General features: G+C 62.6%; 13 protein-coding genes and 1 tRNA gene. All 14 read right to left on the bottom strand.

The features are described from left to right. Nucleotides 1–1,121: elongation factor Tu (tuf, locus tag HMJ39_RS00760; protein ID WP_194295909.1), on the bottom strand; the 1,121-nt coding region annotated here is incomplete at its 3' end. A gap of 32 nt (nucleotides 1,122–1,153) precedes the next feature. Further along, nucleotides 1,154–3,253: an elongation factor G gene (gene fusA, locus HMJ39_RS00755; RefSeq protein WP_194295908.1), complete on the bottom strand. Its 2,100-nt coding sequence runs from the start codon at nucleotides 3,251–3,253 to the stop codon at nucleotides 1,154–1,156. A 78-nt stretch (nucleotides 3,254–3,331) separates the two neighbouring features. Then, a complete protein-coding gene (gene rpsG, locus HMJ39_RS00750; RefSeq protein ID WP_138770772.1) occupies nucleotides 3,332–3,802 on the bottom strand; it encodes a 30S ribosomal protein S7 in 471 nt (156 codons plus the stop codon). Between the two features lie 118 nt (nucleotides 3,803–3,920). Beyond that, on the bottom strand, nucleotides 3,921–4,295 hold the full coding sequence (gene rpsL / locus HMJ39_RS00745; RefSeq protein WP_067606428.1) for a 30S ribosomal protein S12: 375 nt from the start codon (nucleotides 4,293–4,295) through the stop codon (nucleotides 3,921–3,923). A gap of 168 nt (nucleotides 4,296–4,463) precedes the next feature. Then, nucleotides 4,464–8,666, bottom strand: a complete 4,203-nt coding sequence (gene rpoC / locus HMJ39_RS00740; protein WP_161385820.1) for a DNA-directed RNA polymerase subunit beta' — start codon at nucleotides 8,664–8,666, stop codon at nucleotides 4,464–4,466. A gap of 98 nt (nucleotides 8,667–8,764) precedes the next feature. Next, nucleotides 8,765–12,907 carry a DNA-directed RNA polymerase subunit beta gene (rpoB, locus tag HMJ39_RS00735; RefSeq protein WP_194295907.1) on the bottom strand — a complete coding sequence of 1,381 codons (4,143 nt, stop codon included), beginning with the start codon at nucleotides 12,905–12,907 and terminating at the stop codon, nucleotides 8,765–8,767. 146 nt (nucleotides 12,908–13,053) lie between these two features. Continuing rightward, nucleotides 13,054–13,434 (bottom strand): 50S ribosomal protein L7/L12, encoded by a 381-nt coding sequence (gene rplL / locus HMJ39_RS00730; protein WP_161385818.1) that lies wholly within the window; start codon nucleotides 13,432–13,434, stop codon nucleotides 13,054–13,056. 74 nt (nucleotides 13,435–13,508) lie between these two features. After that, entirely contained in the window at nucleotides 13,509–14,042 is a 534-nt protein-coding gene (rplJ, locus tag HMJ39_RS00725) for a 50S ribosomal protein L10 (RefSeq protein ID WP_161385817.1), read from the bottom strand. Between the two features lie 313 nt (nucleotides 14,043–14,355). Continuing rightward, nucleotides 14,356–15,051, bottom strand: a complete 696-nt coding sequence (rplA, locus tag HMJ39_RS00720) for a 50S ribosomal protein L1 (protein WP_161385816.1) — start codon at nucleotides 15,049–15,051, stop codon at nucleotides 14,356–14,358. Nucleotides 15,052–15,054: 3 nt separating this feature from the next. Beyond that, a complete protein-coding gene (rplK, locus tag HMJ39_RS00715) occupies nucleotides 15,055–15,483 on the bottom strand; it encodes a 50S ribosomal protein L11 (RefSeq protein ID WP_161385815.1) in 429 nt (142 codons plus the stop codon). A gap of 88 nt (nucleotides 15,484–15,571) precedes the next feature. Beyond that, nucleotides 15,572–16,114, bottom strand: a complete 543-nt coding sequence (gene nusG, locus HMJ39_RS00710) for a transcription termination/antitermination protein NusG (protein WP_161385814.1) — start codon at nucleotides 16,112–16,114, stop codon at nucleotides 15,572–15,574. 9 nt (nucleotides 16,115–16,123) lie between these two features. Beyond that, nucleotides 16,124–16,498, bottom strand: a complete 375-nt coding sequence (gene secE / locus HMJ39_RS00705) for a preprotein translocase subunit SecE (protein WP_161385813.1) — start codon at nucleotides 16,496–16,498, stop codon at nucleotides 16,124–16,126. Between the two features lie 42 nt (nucleotides 16,499–16,540). Further along, nucleotides 16,541–16,616 (bottom strand) — tRNA-Trp (locus tag HMJ39_RS00700). A 65-nt stretch (nucleotides 16,617–16,681) separates the two neighbouring features. Next, nucleotides 16,682–16,838: EF-Tu C-terminal domain-related protein (locus HMJ39_RS00695; RefSeq protein ID WP_456061956.1), on the bottom strand; the 157-nt coding region annotated here is incomplete at its 5' end.

The raw sequence follows: 16,838 nt of genomic DNA, 5'->3' as shown, positions 1-16,838 counted from the left end.
TCTTCCATGGCGATCGGCGCGATCAGCTCAACGCTCATCTGAACGTTGTCGCCCGGCATCACCATTTCGGTGCCTTCCGGCAGCGTGCACGCACCGGTCACGTCGGTGGTCCGGAAGTAGAACTGCGGACGGTAGCCGTTGAAGAACGGAGTGTGACGACCACCCTCGTCCTTGCTCAGCACGTACACCTCACCTTCGAACTTGGTGTGCGGGGTGATGGTGCCCGGCTTCGCCAGAACCTGACCACGCTCCACTTCGTCACGCTTGGTGCCGCGCAGCAGCACGCCCACGTTCTCACCCGCGCGGCCTTCGTCCAGCAGCTTGCGGAACATTTCCACGCCGGTGCAGGTGGTCTTCATGGTGTCCTTGATGCCCACGATTTCCATCTCGTCGCCCACCTTGATGATGCCGCGCTCAACGCGACCAGTCACCACGGTGCCGCGGCCGGAGATGGAGAACACGTCCTCGATCGGCATCAGGAACGGCTGGTCAACGGCACGCTCCGGCTCCGGAATGTACTCGTCCAGGCACTCAACCAGCTTGGCCACCGCCGGCATGCCAATCTCGCTGGTGTCACCTTCCAGTGCCTTCAGCGCGGAACCCTTGATGATCGGGGTGTCGTCACCCGGGAAGTCGTAGTCGTTCAGCAGCTCACGCACTTCCATCTCAACCAGCTCGAGCAGCTCTTCATCGTCCACCATGTCCGCTTTGTTCAGGAACACAACGATGAAAGGAACGCCCACCTGGCGGGACAGCAGGATGTGCTCGCGGGTCTGCGGCATCGGGCCGTCCGCCGCGCTCACCACCAGGATCGCGCCGTCCATCTGCGCCGCGCCGGTGATCATGTTCTTCACGTAGTCGGCGTGACCGGGGCAGTCAACGTGCGCGTAGTGACGGTTCGGAGAATCGTACTCAACGTGAGAGGTCGCAATGGTGATACCGCGCTCACGCTCTTCCGGCGCATTGTCGATCTGGTCAAACGCGCTCGCGGAACCCGAACCCCAGGTCTCGAAGCACACCCGGGTCAGGGCGGCGGTCAGCGTCGTCTTACCATGGTCAACGTGACCAATGGTGCCTACGTTTACGTGCGGTTTATTGCGTTCAAACTTTTCCTTTGCCACGGCTCTATACCCTTAACAAATTAACCGTAAATTTAAGATTTCTTGCCGTTGATCACTTCGTCGGCGATGTTGCGCGGCGCTTCCGCGTACTTCAGGAACTCCATGGAGTAGCTGGCGCGGCCCTGCGACATGGAGCGCAGGTCGGTGGCGTAACCGAACATCTCGGACAGGGGGACCTCGGCACGAATGATCTTGCCGGACAACGTGTCTTCCATGCCCTGGACGATACCACGACGACGGTTGAGGTCGCCCATCACGTCGCCCATGTACTCCTCGGGGGTTACCGCTTCCACCTTCATCATCGGCTCAAGCAGTACCGCGCCGGCTTCCTTGGCGGCGTTCTTCACCGCCAGGCCACCGGCCATGCGGAAGGCGTTCTCGTTGGAATCCACCTCGTGGTAGGAACCATCATAGAGAATCGCTTTCACGCCAAGGATCGGGTAACCGGCAAGCACACCGGCTTGCAGCTGCTCGTCGATACCCTTTTGCACGGCGCCAAAGTATTCCTTCGGCACCACGCCACCGTGGATCTGCTCTTCGAACACGAAGTCGGAATCCCGGTCGATGGGCTCGAACTTGACCTTGACGTGGCCGTACTGGCCGCGACCACCGGATTGCTTGACGAACTTGCCTTCCACGTCGGCCGCCTTGGTGAAGGTCTCGCGGTAGGCCACCTGGGGCGCGCCGATGTTAGCGTCCACCTTGAACTCACGGCGCATGCGGTCCACCAGGATGTCCAGGTGCAGCTCGCCCATGCCGGAGATGATGGTCTGCCCGGTCTCTTCGTCGGTCTTGACCCGGAAGGAGGGATCTTCCTGGGCCAGACGGCCCAGCGCCAGACCCATCTTCTCCTGGTCGGCCTTGGACTTCGGCTCCACCGCCACGGAAATCACCGGATCCGGGAATTCCATGCGCTCGAGCACGATCACCTTGTTCAGATCACACAGGGTATCCCCGGTGGTCACGTCCTTGAGGCCCACGCAGGCGGCGATGTCGCCGGCGCGCACTTCCTTGATCTCTTCACGGCTGTTGGCGTGCATCTGCAGCAGACGACCAACACGCTCCTTCTTCTGCTTCACGGAGTTGAGCACGGAGTCGCCGGAATTCAGCACCCCGGAGTACACCCGGATGAAGGTCAGGGACCCCACGAAGGGGTCGGTGGCGATCTTGAACGCCAGCGCGGAGAACGGCTCGTCGTCGGAGGACTGACGGGCTTCAACGGTCTCGCCGTCGTCCAGTACGCCCTGGATCGCTTTTACTTCGTCCGGCGCGGGCAGGTACTCCACCACGGCGTCGAGCATCGCCTGCACGCCCTTGTTCTTGAACGCGGAGCCGCACAGAGCGAGCACGATTTCATTGGCCAGCACCTGCTGACGCAGGCCGGCCTTGATTTCCTCGTTGGTCAGCTCGCCGTTCTCGAGGTACTTCTCCATGAGCTCCTCGGAAGACTCGGCGGCGGACTCGACCATCTGCTCGCGCAGCTCTTCACAGCGCGCCTTGAGCTCTTCCGGAATATCGGTTTGCTCATAGGTCATACCCATGTCGTTCTCATTCCAGTAGATGGCCTGCATCCGGATGAGATCGACGACGCCCTTGAAGTTGTCCTCGGCGCCGATATTGAGCTGGATCGGAACCACCTTGGCGCCGAGGCGCTGACGGATCTGGGTGACCACCCGCTCGAAATCCGCGCCGGCACGGTCCATCTTGTTGACGAACACGATCCGCGGCACTTCGTATTTGTTGGCCTGGCGCCATACGGTTTCGGACTGCGGCTCCACGCCGGAGGTGCCACAGAACACCATTACCGCGCCATCCAGCACCCGCAGGGAACGTTCCACCTCGATGGTGAAATCCACGTGCCCGGGGGTGTCGATGATGTTGATGCGGTACTGGTCGTACTGCTGGTCCATGCCCTGCCAGAAGGTCGTGGTAGCAGCGGAGGTAATGGTGATACCACGCTCCTGTTCCTGCTCCATCCAGTCCATGGTCGCGGCACCGTCGTGTACCTCACCGATTTTGTGAGACACACCGGTGTAAAAGAGGACGCGCTCGGTGGTGGTGGTCTTGCCTGCGTCCACGTGGGCGCAGATACCGATGTTGCGATAACGGTTAAGAGGAGTCTTACGTGCCACGCTGCTAACCTCGATTCACTGAATCCAATACAAAAACCGGCCTGATCGCAGGCCGGTTTACTCGTTCTGCCTTCTGCCTTAGAAGCGGAAGTGGGAGAAGGCCTTGTTGGCCTCGGCCATGCGGTGCACGTCTTCCCGCTTCTTCATGGCGGCGCCCTTGCCCTCGGCGGCATCCATCACTTCACCGGCCAGGCGCTGAGCCATGCTCTTCTCGCCGCGCTTACGGGCGGAATCCACCAGCCAGCGCATGGCCAGGGCGGTACGACGGCTGGGGCGCACTTCGACCGGCACCTGGTAGGTGGCGCCACCCACACGACGACTCTTCACCTCGACCATGGGACGGATGTTGTCGAGGGCTTTCTCGAACAGCTCCAGGGGCTCGCCGTTCTTGCGCTCGGCCACGGTGTCCAGCGCACCGTACACGATGCGCTCGGCCACGGACTTCTTGCCGTCGACCATTACGTGGTTCATGAACTTGGCCAGCAGCTGGCTACCGAATTTCGGATCCGGCAGGATCTCGCGTTTGGCTACGACGCGTCTTCTTGGCATCGGATGTGTTCCTCATCATGCCCCGCCGGGGCGGGGAAAGCTTCAGGGTTACCCGGGACGGTGCCCGGCCTTACTCATCCCGCCGGGCAGTACGCCCGGACGTATGGAAAGGGTCGGTTTATTTCTTCGGCCGCTTGGCGCCGTACTTGGAACGACGCTGCTTACGGTCCTGAACACCGGCGGTGTCCAGCGTGCCGCGCACGGTGTGGTAACGCACACCCGGGAGGTCCTTCACACGACCACCACGGATCAGCACCACGGAGTGCTCCTGCAGGTTATGGCCTTCCCCCGGAATGTAGGAGGACACTTCATAACCGTTGGTCAGGCGCACCCGGCATACCTTACGCAGCGCGGAGTTCGGCTTTTTCGGGGTAGTGGTGTACACCCGGGTGCAAACGCCGCGCCGCTGCGGGCAGCCCTGCAGGGCGACCGAGTCGCTTTTTTCAACCTTTCTCTTGCGCGGATTCCGCACAAGCTGGTTTACAGTTGCCATGAAACTACTGCTCCACGCTTACAGTTCTGTGACGAACATTGCTCTTTATCGCCACCCTATTGATCATTCCATAGCCGATTCCGGGCTATAGACAGGGGCGACGGATTCTAGGGAGCCCCCGGCGCCAAGTCAAGGCGCCGGGGGCAGGTCCCGCTTTTCGGGGCCGCCTTACTCCTGGTCGGAGGAGCTCAGGGCCTCGGACAGTGCCGCTTCCACCTCGTCCATGGTGGGGCCGTCACCGGTGGCTTCGGCGCGCTGGCGGCGACGCTCCTCGTGGTAGGCGTAGCCGGTACCGGCCGGGATCAGACGACCCACCACCACGTTTTCCTTCAGACCGCGCAGGTCGTCTTCCTTGCCGGTCACCGCCGCCTCGGTCAGCACCCGGGTGGTCTCCTGGAAGGAGGCCGCGGAGATGAACGACTCGGTGGCCAGGGAGGCCTTGGTGATACCCAGCAGCAGACGCTCGCCACGGGCGCGCATCTTGTCCTCGCCGGCGAGACGCTCGTTCTCCTCGGTGAGGCGGGCGTACTCGACCTGCTCGCCCTTGATGAAGGCGGAGTCGCCGATTTCGGTGATTTCCACCTTGCGCAGCATCTGGCGAATGATCGTCTCGATGTGCTTGTCGTTGATCTTCACGCCCTGCAGACGGTAGACCTCCTGCACCTCGTTGACGATGTAGCGCGCCAGTTCCACTTCCCCCATGAGACGCAGGATGTCGTGGGGGTTGAGCGGGCCGTCGGAGACCACCTCGCCCTTCTCCACGTGCTCGCCCTCGAACACGTTGAGCTGGCGCCACTTGGGAATCAGTTCCTCGTAGGTATCGCCACCTTCGTCGGGGGTGATCACCAGGCGCACCTTGCCCTTGGTTTCCTTGCCGAAGGAAACGGTACCGCTCTTCTCGGCCAGGATCGCCGCTTCCTTGGGGTTGCGGGCCTCGAACAGGTCCGCCACCCGCGGCAGACCACCGGTGATGTCGCGGGTCTTGGAGGATTCCTGGGGAATCCGCGCGATCACGTCACCCATGCCGATGTCCGCGCCGTTCTTCAGCGCCGACAGCGCGCCGCCGGGCAGGAAGTAGTTGGCCGGATTGTCGGTGTTGGGCAGGGTCACCGGCTTGCCGCTGGCGTCCACCACGCGAACCACCGGACGCAGGTCCTTGCCCGCGGACGGGCGGTCCTGGCTGCCCAGCACCTCGATGTTGGTGAGGCCGGTGAGCTCGTCGGTCTGGTAGTTCACGGAGATGCCTTCCTCCATGTCACCAAACTGCACCTTACCTTCCACCTCGGCGATGATCGGGTGGGTGTGCGGATCCCAGGTGGCCACCACCTGGCCGCCGTCCACCGGGTCGCCTTCGTTGACGGTGACCATGGCGCCGTAGGGCAGCTTGTAGCGCTCGCGCTCACGCCCCAGGTCGTCGGCCACGGCCAGCTCGGCGGAGCGGGACACGATCACCAGCCCGTCCTTGTGCTGCACGTGCTTGGCGTTGTGGAAGCGCACCTTGCCGCCGTGCTTGATCTGAATGCTGGACACCGCGGAAGCCCGGCTCGCCGCGCCCCCGATGTGGAAGGTCCGCATGGTCAGCTGGGTGCCCGGCTCACCGATGGACTGGGCCGCGATCACGCCCACGGCCTCGCCCACGTTCACCTCGTGGCCCCGTGCCAGGTCGCGACCATAGCACTTGGAGCAAACGCCCCAGCGGGTTTCACAGGTGATCGGCGAGCGCACGATGACTTCGTCCACGCCCATGGCTTCGAGACGGTCCACCCAGACTTCGTCCAGCAGGGTGCCCTCTTCCACCGCCACTTCCTCGGGCTTGAGCGGGTTCATCACGTCGCGCACCACGACCCGGCCAAGCACCCGCTCGCGCAGGGGCTCGACCACGTCGCCGCCTTCGATCAGCGGCGTCATCAGCAGACCCTGCTCGGTGCCGCAATCGTTCTCGGTGATCACCAGGTCCTGGGCCACGTCCACCAGACGGCGGGTCAGGTAACCGGAGTTCGCGGTTTTCAGCGCGGTGTCCGCCAGACCTTTCCGGGCGCCGTGGGTGGAGATGAAGTACTGGAGTACGTTCAGCCCTTCACGGAAGTTACTGGTGATCGGCGTCTCGATGATGGAGCCGTCCGGCTTGGCCATCAGGCCGCGCATGCCGGCCAGCTGGCGAATCTGCGCCGGGGAGCCCCGGGCGCCGGAGTCGGCCATCATGTAGATCGAGTTGAAGGAATCCTGCTGCTCGTCCTCGCCGTCGCGGTTGACGACGATTTCCTTGTTCAGGTTTTCCATCATCGCCTTGGCGATCTGGTCGTTGGTGCGCGCCCAGATGTCGATCACCTTGTTGTAGCGCTCACCGCGGGTCACCAGACCGGAAGCGAACTGCTCCTCGATCTCGCGCACTTCTTCCTCGGCGGCGGCGATCATCTTCACCTTGGCGTCCGGGATCACCATGTCCTCGACCCCGATGGAGGAGCCGGACAGGGTCGCTTCACGGAAGCCCATGTACATGATCTGGTCGGCGAAGATGCAGGTTTCCTTGGTGCCCAGGATCCGGTAGCAGGTGTTGAGCAGGCCGGAGATCGCCTTCTTGGTCATGTTGCGGTTGACCTGATCGAAGCCGATGCCGTCGGGCACGATGTCCCACAGCTTGCAGCGACCGACGGTGGTTTCCACCAGGCGATCGTTTTCTTCGACGCGGCCTTCCTGGTCACGCACCACTTCGTGGATGCGCACCTTGATGCGGGCGTGCAGATCCACTTCCTTGGTGCCCAGGGCGCGCATCACTTCCTGGGTGTCGGAGAACACCCGGCCTTCGCCCTTGACGTTGACTCTTTCACGGCTGATGTAATACAGGCCCAGCACCACGTCCTGGGTCGGCACGATGATCGGTTCACCGTTGGCCGGGGACAGGATGTTGTTGGTGGACATCATCAGCGCCCGGGCTTCCAGCTGGGCTTCCAGGGTCAGCGGTACGTGCACCGCCATCTGGTCACCGTCGAAGTCCGCGTTGAAGGCGGCGCACACCAGCGGGTGCAGCTGGATCGCCTTGCCTTCGATCAGCACCGGCTCGAACGCCTGGATACCCAGACGGTGCAGGGTCGGCGCCCGGTTCAGCATGACCGGGTGCTCGCGGATCACCTCGGCGAGGATGTCCCACACCTCGGCGGTCTCGCGCTCGACCATCTTCTTGGCCGCCTTGATGGTGGTGGCCAGGCCACGAGCTTCCAGCTTGGCGAAGATGAACGGCTTGAACAGTTCCAGCGCCATCTTCTTGGGCAGGCCGCATTCGTGCAGCTTGAGGGTCGGGCCCACCACGATCACGGAACGACCGGAGTAGTCCACCCGCTTGCCCAGCAGGTTCTGGCGGAAGCGGCCCTGCTTGCCCTTGATCATGTCGGCCAGGGACTTCAGCGGGCGCTTGTTGGAGCCGGTGATGGCACGGCCGCGACGGCCGTTGTCCAGCAGTGCGTCCACGGATTCCTGCAGCATGCGCTTTTCGTTGCGCACGATGATGTCCGGGGCGTTCAGGTCCAGCAGCCGCTTGAGGCGGTTGTTACGGTTGATCACCCGGCGGTACAGGTCGTTCAGGTCGGAGGTCGCGAAGCGGCCGCCGTCCAGGGGCACCAGCGGACGCAGGTCCGGCGGCAGCACCGGCAGCACCGTCATGATCATCCACTCGGGCTCGTTGCCGGAGGCGTGGAACGCTTCCATCAACTTGAGCCGCTTGGACAGCTTCTTGAGCTTGGTGTCCGAGTTGGTGGCCTCGATTTCCTCGCGCAGGGTGTTGATCTCTTCCTGCAGATCGAGTTCCAGCAGCAATTGCTGGACCGCCTCGGCGCCCATCTTGGCTTCGAATTCGTCGCCGAACTGTTCCAGGGCGTCGAAATATTCCTCGTCGGTGAGCAGCTGGCCGCGCTCCAGGGTGGTCATGCCGGGCTCGGTGACCACGAAGGATTCGAAGTACAGCACGCGCTCGATGTCGCGCAGGGTCATGTCCAGCATCAGACCGATGCGGGACGGCAGCGACTTCAGGAACCAGATGTGCGCCACCGGGCTGGCCAGCTCGATGTGACCCATGCGCTCACGACGCACCTTGGAGAGGGTGACTTCCACGCCACACTTCTCGCAGATCACGCCACGGTGCTTGAGACGCTTGTACTTGCCGCACAGGCACTCGTAGTCCTTGATCGGACCAAAGATGCGCGCGCAGAACAGGCCATCACGCTCCGGCTTGAAGGTGCGGTAATTGATGGTCTCCGGCTTTTTCACTTCGCCAAAAGACCAGGAACGGATCAGATCCGGCGGTGCCAGACCGATCTTCAGCTTGTCGAACTCCGTGACTTGTCCCTGACTTTTGAGCAGATTCAGCAAGTCTTTCAAGGCCAGTCCTCCGTATGGAGCTTTCGCTCGCGATTCTTTCCTAAACCCGGGTCAGGCGTGGCGCCGCCCCTCGGCCTCCGAGGGGCGGCGGCGCTGCCTCAGTCGTTTTCCAGCTCGATGTTGATACCGAGCGAACGGATTTCCTTCAGCAGTACGTTGAAGGACTCCGGCATACCCGGATCCATCCGGTGATCGCCGTCGACGATGTTCTTGTAAATGCGCGTGCGCCCATTCACATCGTCCGACTTCACGGTGAGCATTTCCTGCAGCGTGTACGCCGCGCCGTAGGCTTCCAGCGCCCACACTTCCATCTCACCGAAGCGCTGACCACCGAACTGCGCCTTACCACCCAGCGGCTGCTGGGTCACCAGGCTGTAGGAGCCGGTGGAGCGGGCGTGCATCTTGTCGTCCACCAGGTGGTTCAGCTTCAGCATGTACATGTAGCCGACGGTCACCTTGCGGTCGAACTGCTCGCCGGTACGGCCATCCCAAAGCTGGATCTGACCGGAACGGTCCTGGCCGGCGAGTTCCAGCAGCGCCTTGATCTCGTACTCCTTGGCACCGTCGAACACGGCGGTGGCCATGGGCACGCCGGCGCGCAGGTTGCGGGCCAGCTCGATGATGTCCTGGTCCTCGAAATGGCTCCAGTCCTCATCGGTGCCGCCGGCGCCGGTCTGGTTGTAGATCTGGTCGAGGAAGTCGCGCACTTCGGCGACTTTCCGTTCCTGATCCAGCATCTCGCCGATGCGGTCACCCAGACCCTTGGCGGCCCAGCCCAGGTGGGTCTCGAGAATCTGGCCCACGTTCATCCGCGACGGTACGCCCAGCGGGTTGAGGACCACGTCCACGGGGACGCCGTTCTCGTCGTAGGGCATGTCTTCCTCGGGCATGATCACGGAGATCACACCCTTGTTACCGTGCCGGCCGGCCATCTTGTCGCCGGGCTGGATGCGGCGCTTGATCGCCAGGTAAACCTTGACCACCTTGAGCACGCCGTGGGACAGGTCGTCGCCGCCGGAGATCTTGGCCTGCTTGTCCTTGTAGCGCTCGTCCTGTTCCTTCTTGTGCTGCTCCAGATACTGGTGCGCGCGCTCCAGCTGCTCGGCCACGTCATCGTCGGCCGGGCGCAGCTCGAACCACTTGTCGCCTTCCAGCTCGTCGAGCACCGCGTCGGTCAGCTCGGTACCGCGCTTGAGGCCGGCGCCACCGTTCACCTTCTTGCCCAGCAGCACGGACCGCAGACGGTCCTTGATGTCCTGCTCGAGAATCCGGTACTCGTCCTTCAGGTCCTTGCGGAACTTGTCCAGGGCATCCTGTTCGATCTGCTTGGCGCGCTCGTCTTTCTCGACGCCGTCGCGGGTGAACACCTGAACGTCGATGACGGTACCTTTAACGCCGGAGGAAACCCGCAGGGAGGTGTCCTTCACGTCGGAGGCCTTCTCACCGAAGATGGCACGCAGCAGCTTCTCTTCCGGGGTGAGCTGGGTTTCGCCCTTGGGCGTCACCTTGCCGACCAGAATGTCGCCGGCTTCCACCTCGGCGCCGATGTACACGATGCCGGATTCGTCCAGTTTGCCCAGGGCCGCCTCGCCCACGTTGGGGATGTCGGCGGTGATTTCCTCGGCGCCCAGCTTGGTGTCACGGGCGATCGCGGTGAGCTCCTGGATGTGGATGGAGGTAAAGCGATCCTCCTTCACCACCCGCTCGGAGATCAGGATGGAATCCTCGAAGTTGTAGCCGTTCCAGGGCATGAACGCGACGCGCATGTTCTGGCCCAGGGCCAGCTCGCCCATGTCCACGGACGGGCCGTCGGCCATGATGTCGCGGGCTGCCACCCGGTCGCCCACCTTCACCAGCGGACGCTGGTTGATGCAGGTGTTCTGGTTGGAGCGGGTGTACTTGGTGAGGTTGTAGATATCCACACCGGCTTCGCCTTCCACCACCTCGTCGTCGTTCACTTTGACGATGATGCGGGAAGCATCCACCTTGTCGACGATACCGCCACGCTGGGCCACCACGCAGACGCCGGAATCCCGGGCCACGTGACGCTCCATGCCGGTGCCCACCAGGGGCTTCTCGGCGCGCAGGGTCGGCACCGCCTGACGCTGCATGTTGGAACCCATCAGAGCGCGGTTCGCGTCATCGTGTTCCAGGAACGGAATCAGGGACGCGGCCACGGACACCACCTGGCGCGGGGAGACATCCATATGGGTGATGGTGTCCCGCTCCATGACGGTGAATTCGTAGCGGTGGCGCACGGTGACGAAGTCTTCCACGAAGCTGCCGTCGTCGTTCATCTTGGCGTCGACCTGCGCGATCACGCACTCCGCTTCCTCGATGGCGGACAGGTACTCGATTTCCTCGCTGACCTTACCGTCGATGACCTTGCGGTACGGCGATTCCAGGAAGCCGTACTCGTTGGTCCGCGCGTAGCTGGCCAGGGAGTTGATCAGGCCGATGTTCGGACCTTCCGGCGTCTCGATGGGACACACGCGACCGTAGTGGGTCGGGTGCACGTCACGCACCTCGAAGCCGGCGCGCTCACGGGTCAGACCGCCCGGGCCCAACGCGGATACCCGACGCTTGTGGGTGATCTCGGAGAGCGGGTTGTTCTGATCCATGAACTGGGACAGCTGCGAGGAGCCGAAGAACTCCTTCACCGCGGCGGCCACCGGTTTGGCGTTGATCAGGTCCTGCGGCATCAGGCCTTCGGACTCGGCCAGGCTCAGGCGCTCCTTGACGGCGCGCTCCACCCGGACCAGGCCGACGCGGAACTGGTTCTCGGCCATCTCGCCCACGGAACGGATGCGGCGGTTGCCCAGGTGGTCGATGTCGTCGACCACGCCGTTGCCGTTGCGGATGTCCACCAGGGTCTTGAGCACGTCGATGATGTCGGACTGCTCTTCGCCGAGCTGCTCGAAGTACTGCTTGCCTTCATCATCGGCGCGGGCGCTGAAGTAGCGACCGTCGTAGACGATGCCCGGGCCGGTGACGTCGTCACGGCCGAGGCGGCGGTTGAACTTCATGCGGCCCACGCCGGACAGGTCGTAGCGCTCGTCGGTGAAGAACAGGTTGCGGAACAGGTTCTCCGCCGCTTCCTTGGTGGGCGGCTCGCCCGGACGCATCATGCGGTAGATTTCCACCAGCGCCTCGAGCGGGCTGCGGGTGGGATCCGCGCGCAGGGTATCGGCCATGAACGGGCCGTGGTCCAGGTCGTTGGTGTAGAGCGTCTCGAAGGTGGTGATGCCGGCGTTTTCGATCTTGTCGAGGCTGTCGGCGCTCAGTTCGGTGTTGCACTCCACCAGAACCTCGCCGGTTTCCTGGTCGATGATCGACTTGGCCAGGTAACGGCCGTGCAGGTACTCGGCGGGGATCTCAAGGTATTCGATGTTGGCTTTTTCGAGCTGACGGATGTGGCGCGCGGTCACGCGACGGCCACGTTCCACCACCACCTCATCGCCGGCCAGGATATCGAAGGTCGCGGTTTCACCACGCAGACGCTCCGGCACCAGCCGCATGCGATAGACACCGTTCTCGAACAGGATTTCGTTGGTGTCGAAGAAGGTGTCGAGGATCTCGTCGGAGGTGTAGCCCAGCGCGCGCAGCAGGATGGTCGCCGGCAGCTTGCGGCGACGGTCGATGCGCACGTAGACCAGATCCTTCGGGTCGAACTCGAAGTCCAGCCAGGAACCGCGGTAGGGAATCACCCGCGCGGAATACAGCAGCTTGCCCGAGGAGTGGGTCTTGCCCTTGTCGTGGTCGAAGAACACGCCCGGCGAGCGGTGCAGCTGGGACACGATCACCCGCTCGGTACCGTTGATCACGAAGGTACCGTTCTCGGTCATGAGCGGAATCTCGCCCATGTAGACCTGTTGTTCGCGGATGTCCTTGATCGCGCCGTTGGATTCCTTGTCGTAGATCACCAGACGGATACGCACGCGCAGCGGCGCGGCGTAGGTGGTGCCACGAATGATGCACTCTTTGACATCAAAAACCGGTTTGCCGAACTCATAGCCGGCATACTCGAGGGCCGCGTTCCCGGAGTAGCTGGAGATCGGGAACACCGACCGGAAGGCCGCTTCCAGGCCTGCGTCAAAGCGCTCCTCGGCGCTCTTGTCGTGTTGCAAGAACTTGCGGTAAGAATCGAGCTGTATGGCCAGAAGATACGGAACCTCCATGACCTTGGGAAGCTTGCCGAAATCTTTGCGGATCCGCTTTTTCTCAGTGAATGAGTATGCCATCTGCGTTCCTCGGCTGTTGACCTATCACCCCTGGGTGATATTCCTGCATGAAACCCTTCATACAGAAACGACAAAAGGCTGGCAGCCCTTAAGCTGCCAGCCGGTGTCTTTCCGCCGGAATGTGGAAAGACATTGCGCTCTCGCGCTTACTTGAGCTCGGCGGTACCGCCAGCCTCTTCGATCTTTTTCTTGATCTCTTCGGCTTCGTCCTTGGAAGCGCCTTCCTTGACCGGAGCGGGAGCGCCCTCGACCAGTTCTTTCGCTTCTTTCAGACCCAGGCCGGTTACTTCGCGGACTGCCTTGATCACGCCGACTTTCTTGTCGCCGAAACCGGTCAGAACCACGTCGAACTCGGTCTGTTCTTCAGCGGCGGCACCAGCGTCACCACCAGCGGCCGCGGGAGCGGCGGCAACGGCGGCGGCGGCGGTTACACCAAACTTCTCTTCCATGGCCTCGATCAGGTCGACGAGGTCCATAACGCTCATGTCAGCGATTGCGCTGAGGATATCTTCTTTGGAAACGGCCATTTTCAATCTCCTAAAATCACCGTACGGGCGATCCCGAGTGGAATCGGGTAGTTACGCTGCTGCTGATCCGGGGATCAGGCAGCTTCCTGCTGTTTCTTGTCCTTCACCGCGGCAACGGTACGCACAAACTTGCCGGGCACCTCGTTGAGGGTACGGACAAACTTGGCCACCGGGGCCTGCATGACGGACATAAGCTGAGCAAGGGCTTCGTCACGGGTGGGCAGCTTGGCCAGGACATCGATGTCCTTGGCTTCGTACGCCACACCGCCTACGGCCAGTGCTTTGACTTCGAGCGCGTCGTGGTCCTTGGCGAAATCCTTGATCAGCCGGGCGGCTGCGCCCGGATCTGCCTGGGAAAACGCCAGGATCGTGGGGCCGACCAGCGAGTCGCTGAGACACTCGTATTCAGTGCCTTCAACGGCGCGCTTGGCCAGCGTGTTCCGTACTACTTTCAGGTACACGCCGGTTTCACGAGCCTTCACGCGCAGAGCGGTCATCTCTGACACGGAAAGTCCCCGATAGTCGGCAACCACGGCGGACAGCGCTTCGGCAGCCGCAGCATTCACCGAAACCACAATCGCCCGTTTGTCCTCCAGATTCAAAGGCACGATTTACCTCCTGGATTCACAAACTTAACCGGATCCGTCGACTGCCTGACTGATGGATCCAGCGGTTGCCAGGACCGGTTACCCGGTCCGTTATCGCGGAAGCCAGCCCCTGCTTTGACACAGGATTTGCAACTACCGCGCCTGCGCAGGCGGTTACCCCTTAACCTCGGGCGGAAACTCGGCTCATGAAGCCGGACTCCATTCGCGCCCTCGGACCTGCGGTCTTTGACGCCCCGGCGGTTGGCCTGCGGACAGGTGTCGCCGTCGGGATCAAAGCCCTTTGGAACCGGCCCGGGGGCCGGCTCCGGATTTTCTACATGGCCAGGGAGGCGGTATCGATCGCCAGGCCCGGGCCCATGGTGCTGGACAGCGTGATCTTCTTGAAGTAGGCGCCCTTGGCGGAAGCCGGCTTGGCCTTCTTCAGGTCGTTGATCAACGCTTCCACGTTTTCCTTGATGGCGTTGGCGTCAAAACCCACCTGACCCACGGTGCAGTGGATGATGCCGCCTTTGTCGGTGCGGTAACGCACCTGACCGCCCTTGGCGTTCTTGACCGCCTGGGCCACGTCCGGGGTCACGGTGCCGACCTTCGGGTTCGGCATCAGACCACGCGGGCCGAGGATGGTGCCCAGCTTACCGACGACGCGCATGGCGTCCGGCGAGGCGATCACCACGTCGAAGTTGATTTCGCCGGCCTGAACCTGCTCGGCCAGATCGTCGAAACCGACCACGTCGGCGCCGGCTTCCTTGGCTTCGTCGGCCTTGGCGCCCTGGGCGAACACGGCGACGCGAACGGTCTTGCCGGTGCCGTGGGGCAGCACGGAAGCGCCACGCACGTTCTGGTCGGATTTACGCGGATCCACGCCCAGGTTCACGGAAACATCGATGGATTCCTTGAACTTGACGGCGGACAGCTCGTTGAGCAGCGCCACGGCGTCTTCCACTTGATAAAACTTGCCCGATTCCACTTTCTCACGGATGGCGCGGGCGCGCTTGGACAGCTTGGCCATTGGTTAGTCCTCCACGTCCAGGCCCATGGAACGGGCGGAGCCCGCGATGGTACGCACGGCGGCGTCCATGTCGGCGGCGGTGAGATCCGGCTCTTTCGCCTTGGCGATCTCTTCCAGCTGCTCACGGGTCACCTTGCCCACCTTCTTGGTGTTCGGCTCGCCGGAACCGCTCTTGATGCCGGCCGCCTTCTTCAGCAGATACGCCGCGGGCGGCGTCTTCATGGTGAAGGTGAAGGAGCGGTCGCTGTAAACCGTGATCACCACCGGCACCGGCGCGCCCTGGTCGAGCTGCTGGGTCTGGGCGTTGAACGCTTTACAGAATTCCATGATGTTCACGCCGTGCTGGCCCAGAGCGGGGCCGACCGGCGGTGAAGGGTTAGCCTGACCCGCTGCCACTTGCAGCTTGATGTAGGCTTCGACTTTCTTGGCCATGATTAAGACTCCTTGGGTTCAAACGCCGTTTGACGGGCTCCCCTGAGGTTGGTCGTTTGCCCCGCCGGACCCGGCGGAGCACCGTGGATCAGGTCTTTTCGACCTGTCCGAATTCCAGCTCCACGGGCGTGGAGCGACCGAAAATGAGCACCGCCACCTGCAGGCGGCTCTTTTCGTAGTTCACTTCTTCCACCACGCCGTTGAAATCCGCGAACGGACCGTCGATGACGCGCACCACTTCGCCGGCTTCGAACAGCGTCTTCGGCTTGGGCTTCTCCACCGCGTCGTCCATGCGACGCAGGATGGCATCCGCCTCTTTCTGGGTGATCGGCGACACGCGACCCGGGTTCTTCGGATCCTCGCCGATGAAGCCCATTACCTTGGGCGTTTCCTTGACCAGGTGCCAGGAGTCGTCGCACATATCCATTTCCACCAGCACATAGCCGGGGAAGAATTTGCGCTCGGACTTACGCTTCTGGCCACCGCGCATTTCCACCACTTCCTCGGTGGGCACGAGAATCTCGCCAAACAGCTCTTCCATGGAGCGCAGCTTGACGCGCTCTTCCAGGGCCCGCTTGACGTGCTTTTCAAAGCCGGAATAAGCGTGTACGACGTACCAACGCTTCGCCATGTGTACCCCTTAGCCGATGAGCATCGAGATCGCGCCGTTGAGCACCCAATCGAGCACGAACAACAGCAGTGCGACGATCAGCACGAACACCAGCACGATCAGCGTGGTCTGCAGCGTCTCCTGACGGGACGGCCATACCACCTTGCGCAGCTCCACCATGGAGTCCTTGCGCAGCTGGTTGAACGCCTTGCCCTGTTCAGTCTGCAGAGCCACGAACGCGGCCACCAGACCGACGACCAGCACGCCCAGCGCCCGGTACAGGGGGGACACCTCGGAGAAATAGCTGTTACCCACAACGGCAACAGCCACCAGCGCGGCCGCGATGACCCACTTGGTGGCCTCTAGAACGGAGGACCCAGACTGCCCTTCTGCTTTCTCACTCATCTGCCGACGCACCCCGCCGCCTGATGGCAGCTCTGGGAGAATTGGCAGGCCAGGAGGGACTCGAACCCCCAACAGCCGGTTTTGGAGACCGGTGCTCTACCAATTGAACTACTGGCCTGTAACCTCGAAAACACAACAGCCGGGACCCGTGGGCCCCGGCCCGTTATACCACCGCGAGGTGGCTTACTCGATGATCTTGGAGACCACGCCGGCGCCGACGGTGCGGCCGCCTTCACGGACCGCGAAGCGCAGGCCCTCTTCCATGGCGATCGGCGCGATCAGCTCAACGCTCATCTGAACGTTGTCGCCCGGCATCACCATTTCGGTGCCTTCCGGCAGC

It is taken from the genome of Alloalcanivorax profundimaris (assembly GCF_015265435.1).
Classification (GTDB): domain Bacteria; phylum Pseudomonadota; class Gammaproteobacteria; order Pseudomonadales; family Alcanivoracaceae; genus Alloalcanivorax; species Alloalcanivorax profundimaris.
Note: the sequence above shows the minus strand (reverse complement) of the source record. Positions and strands in the feature narration are given on the sequence as shown.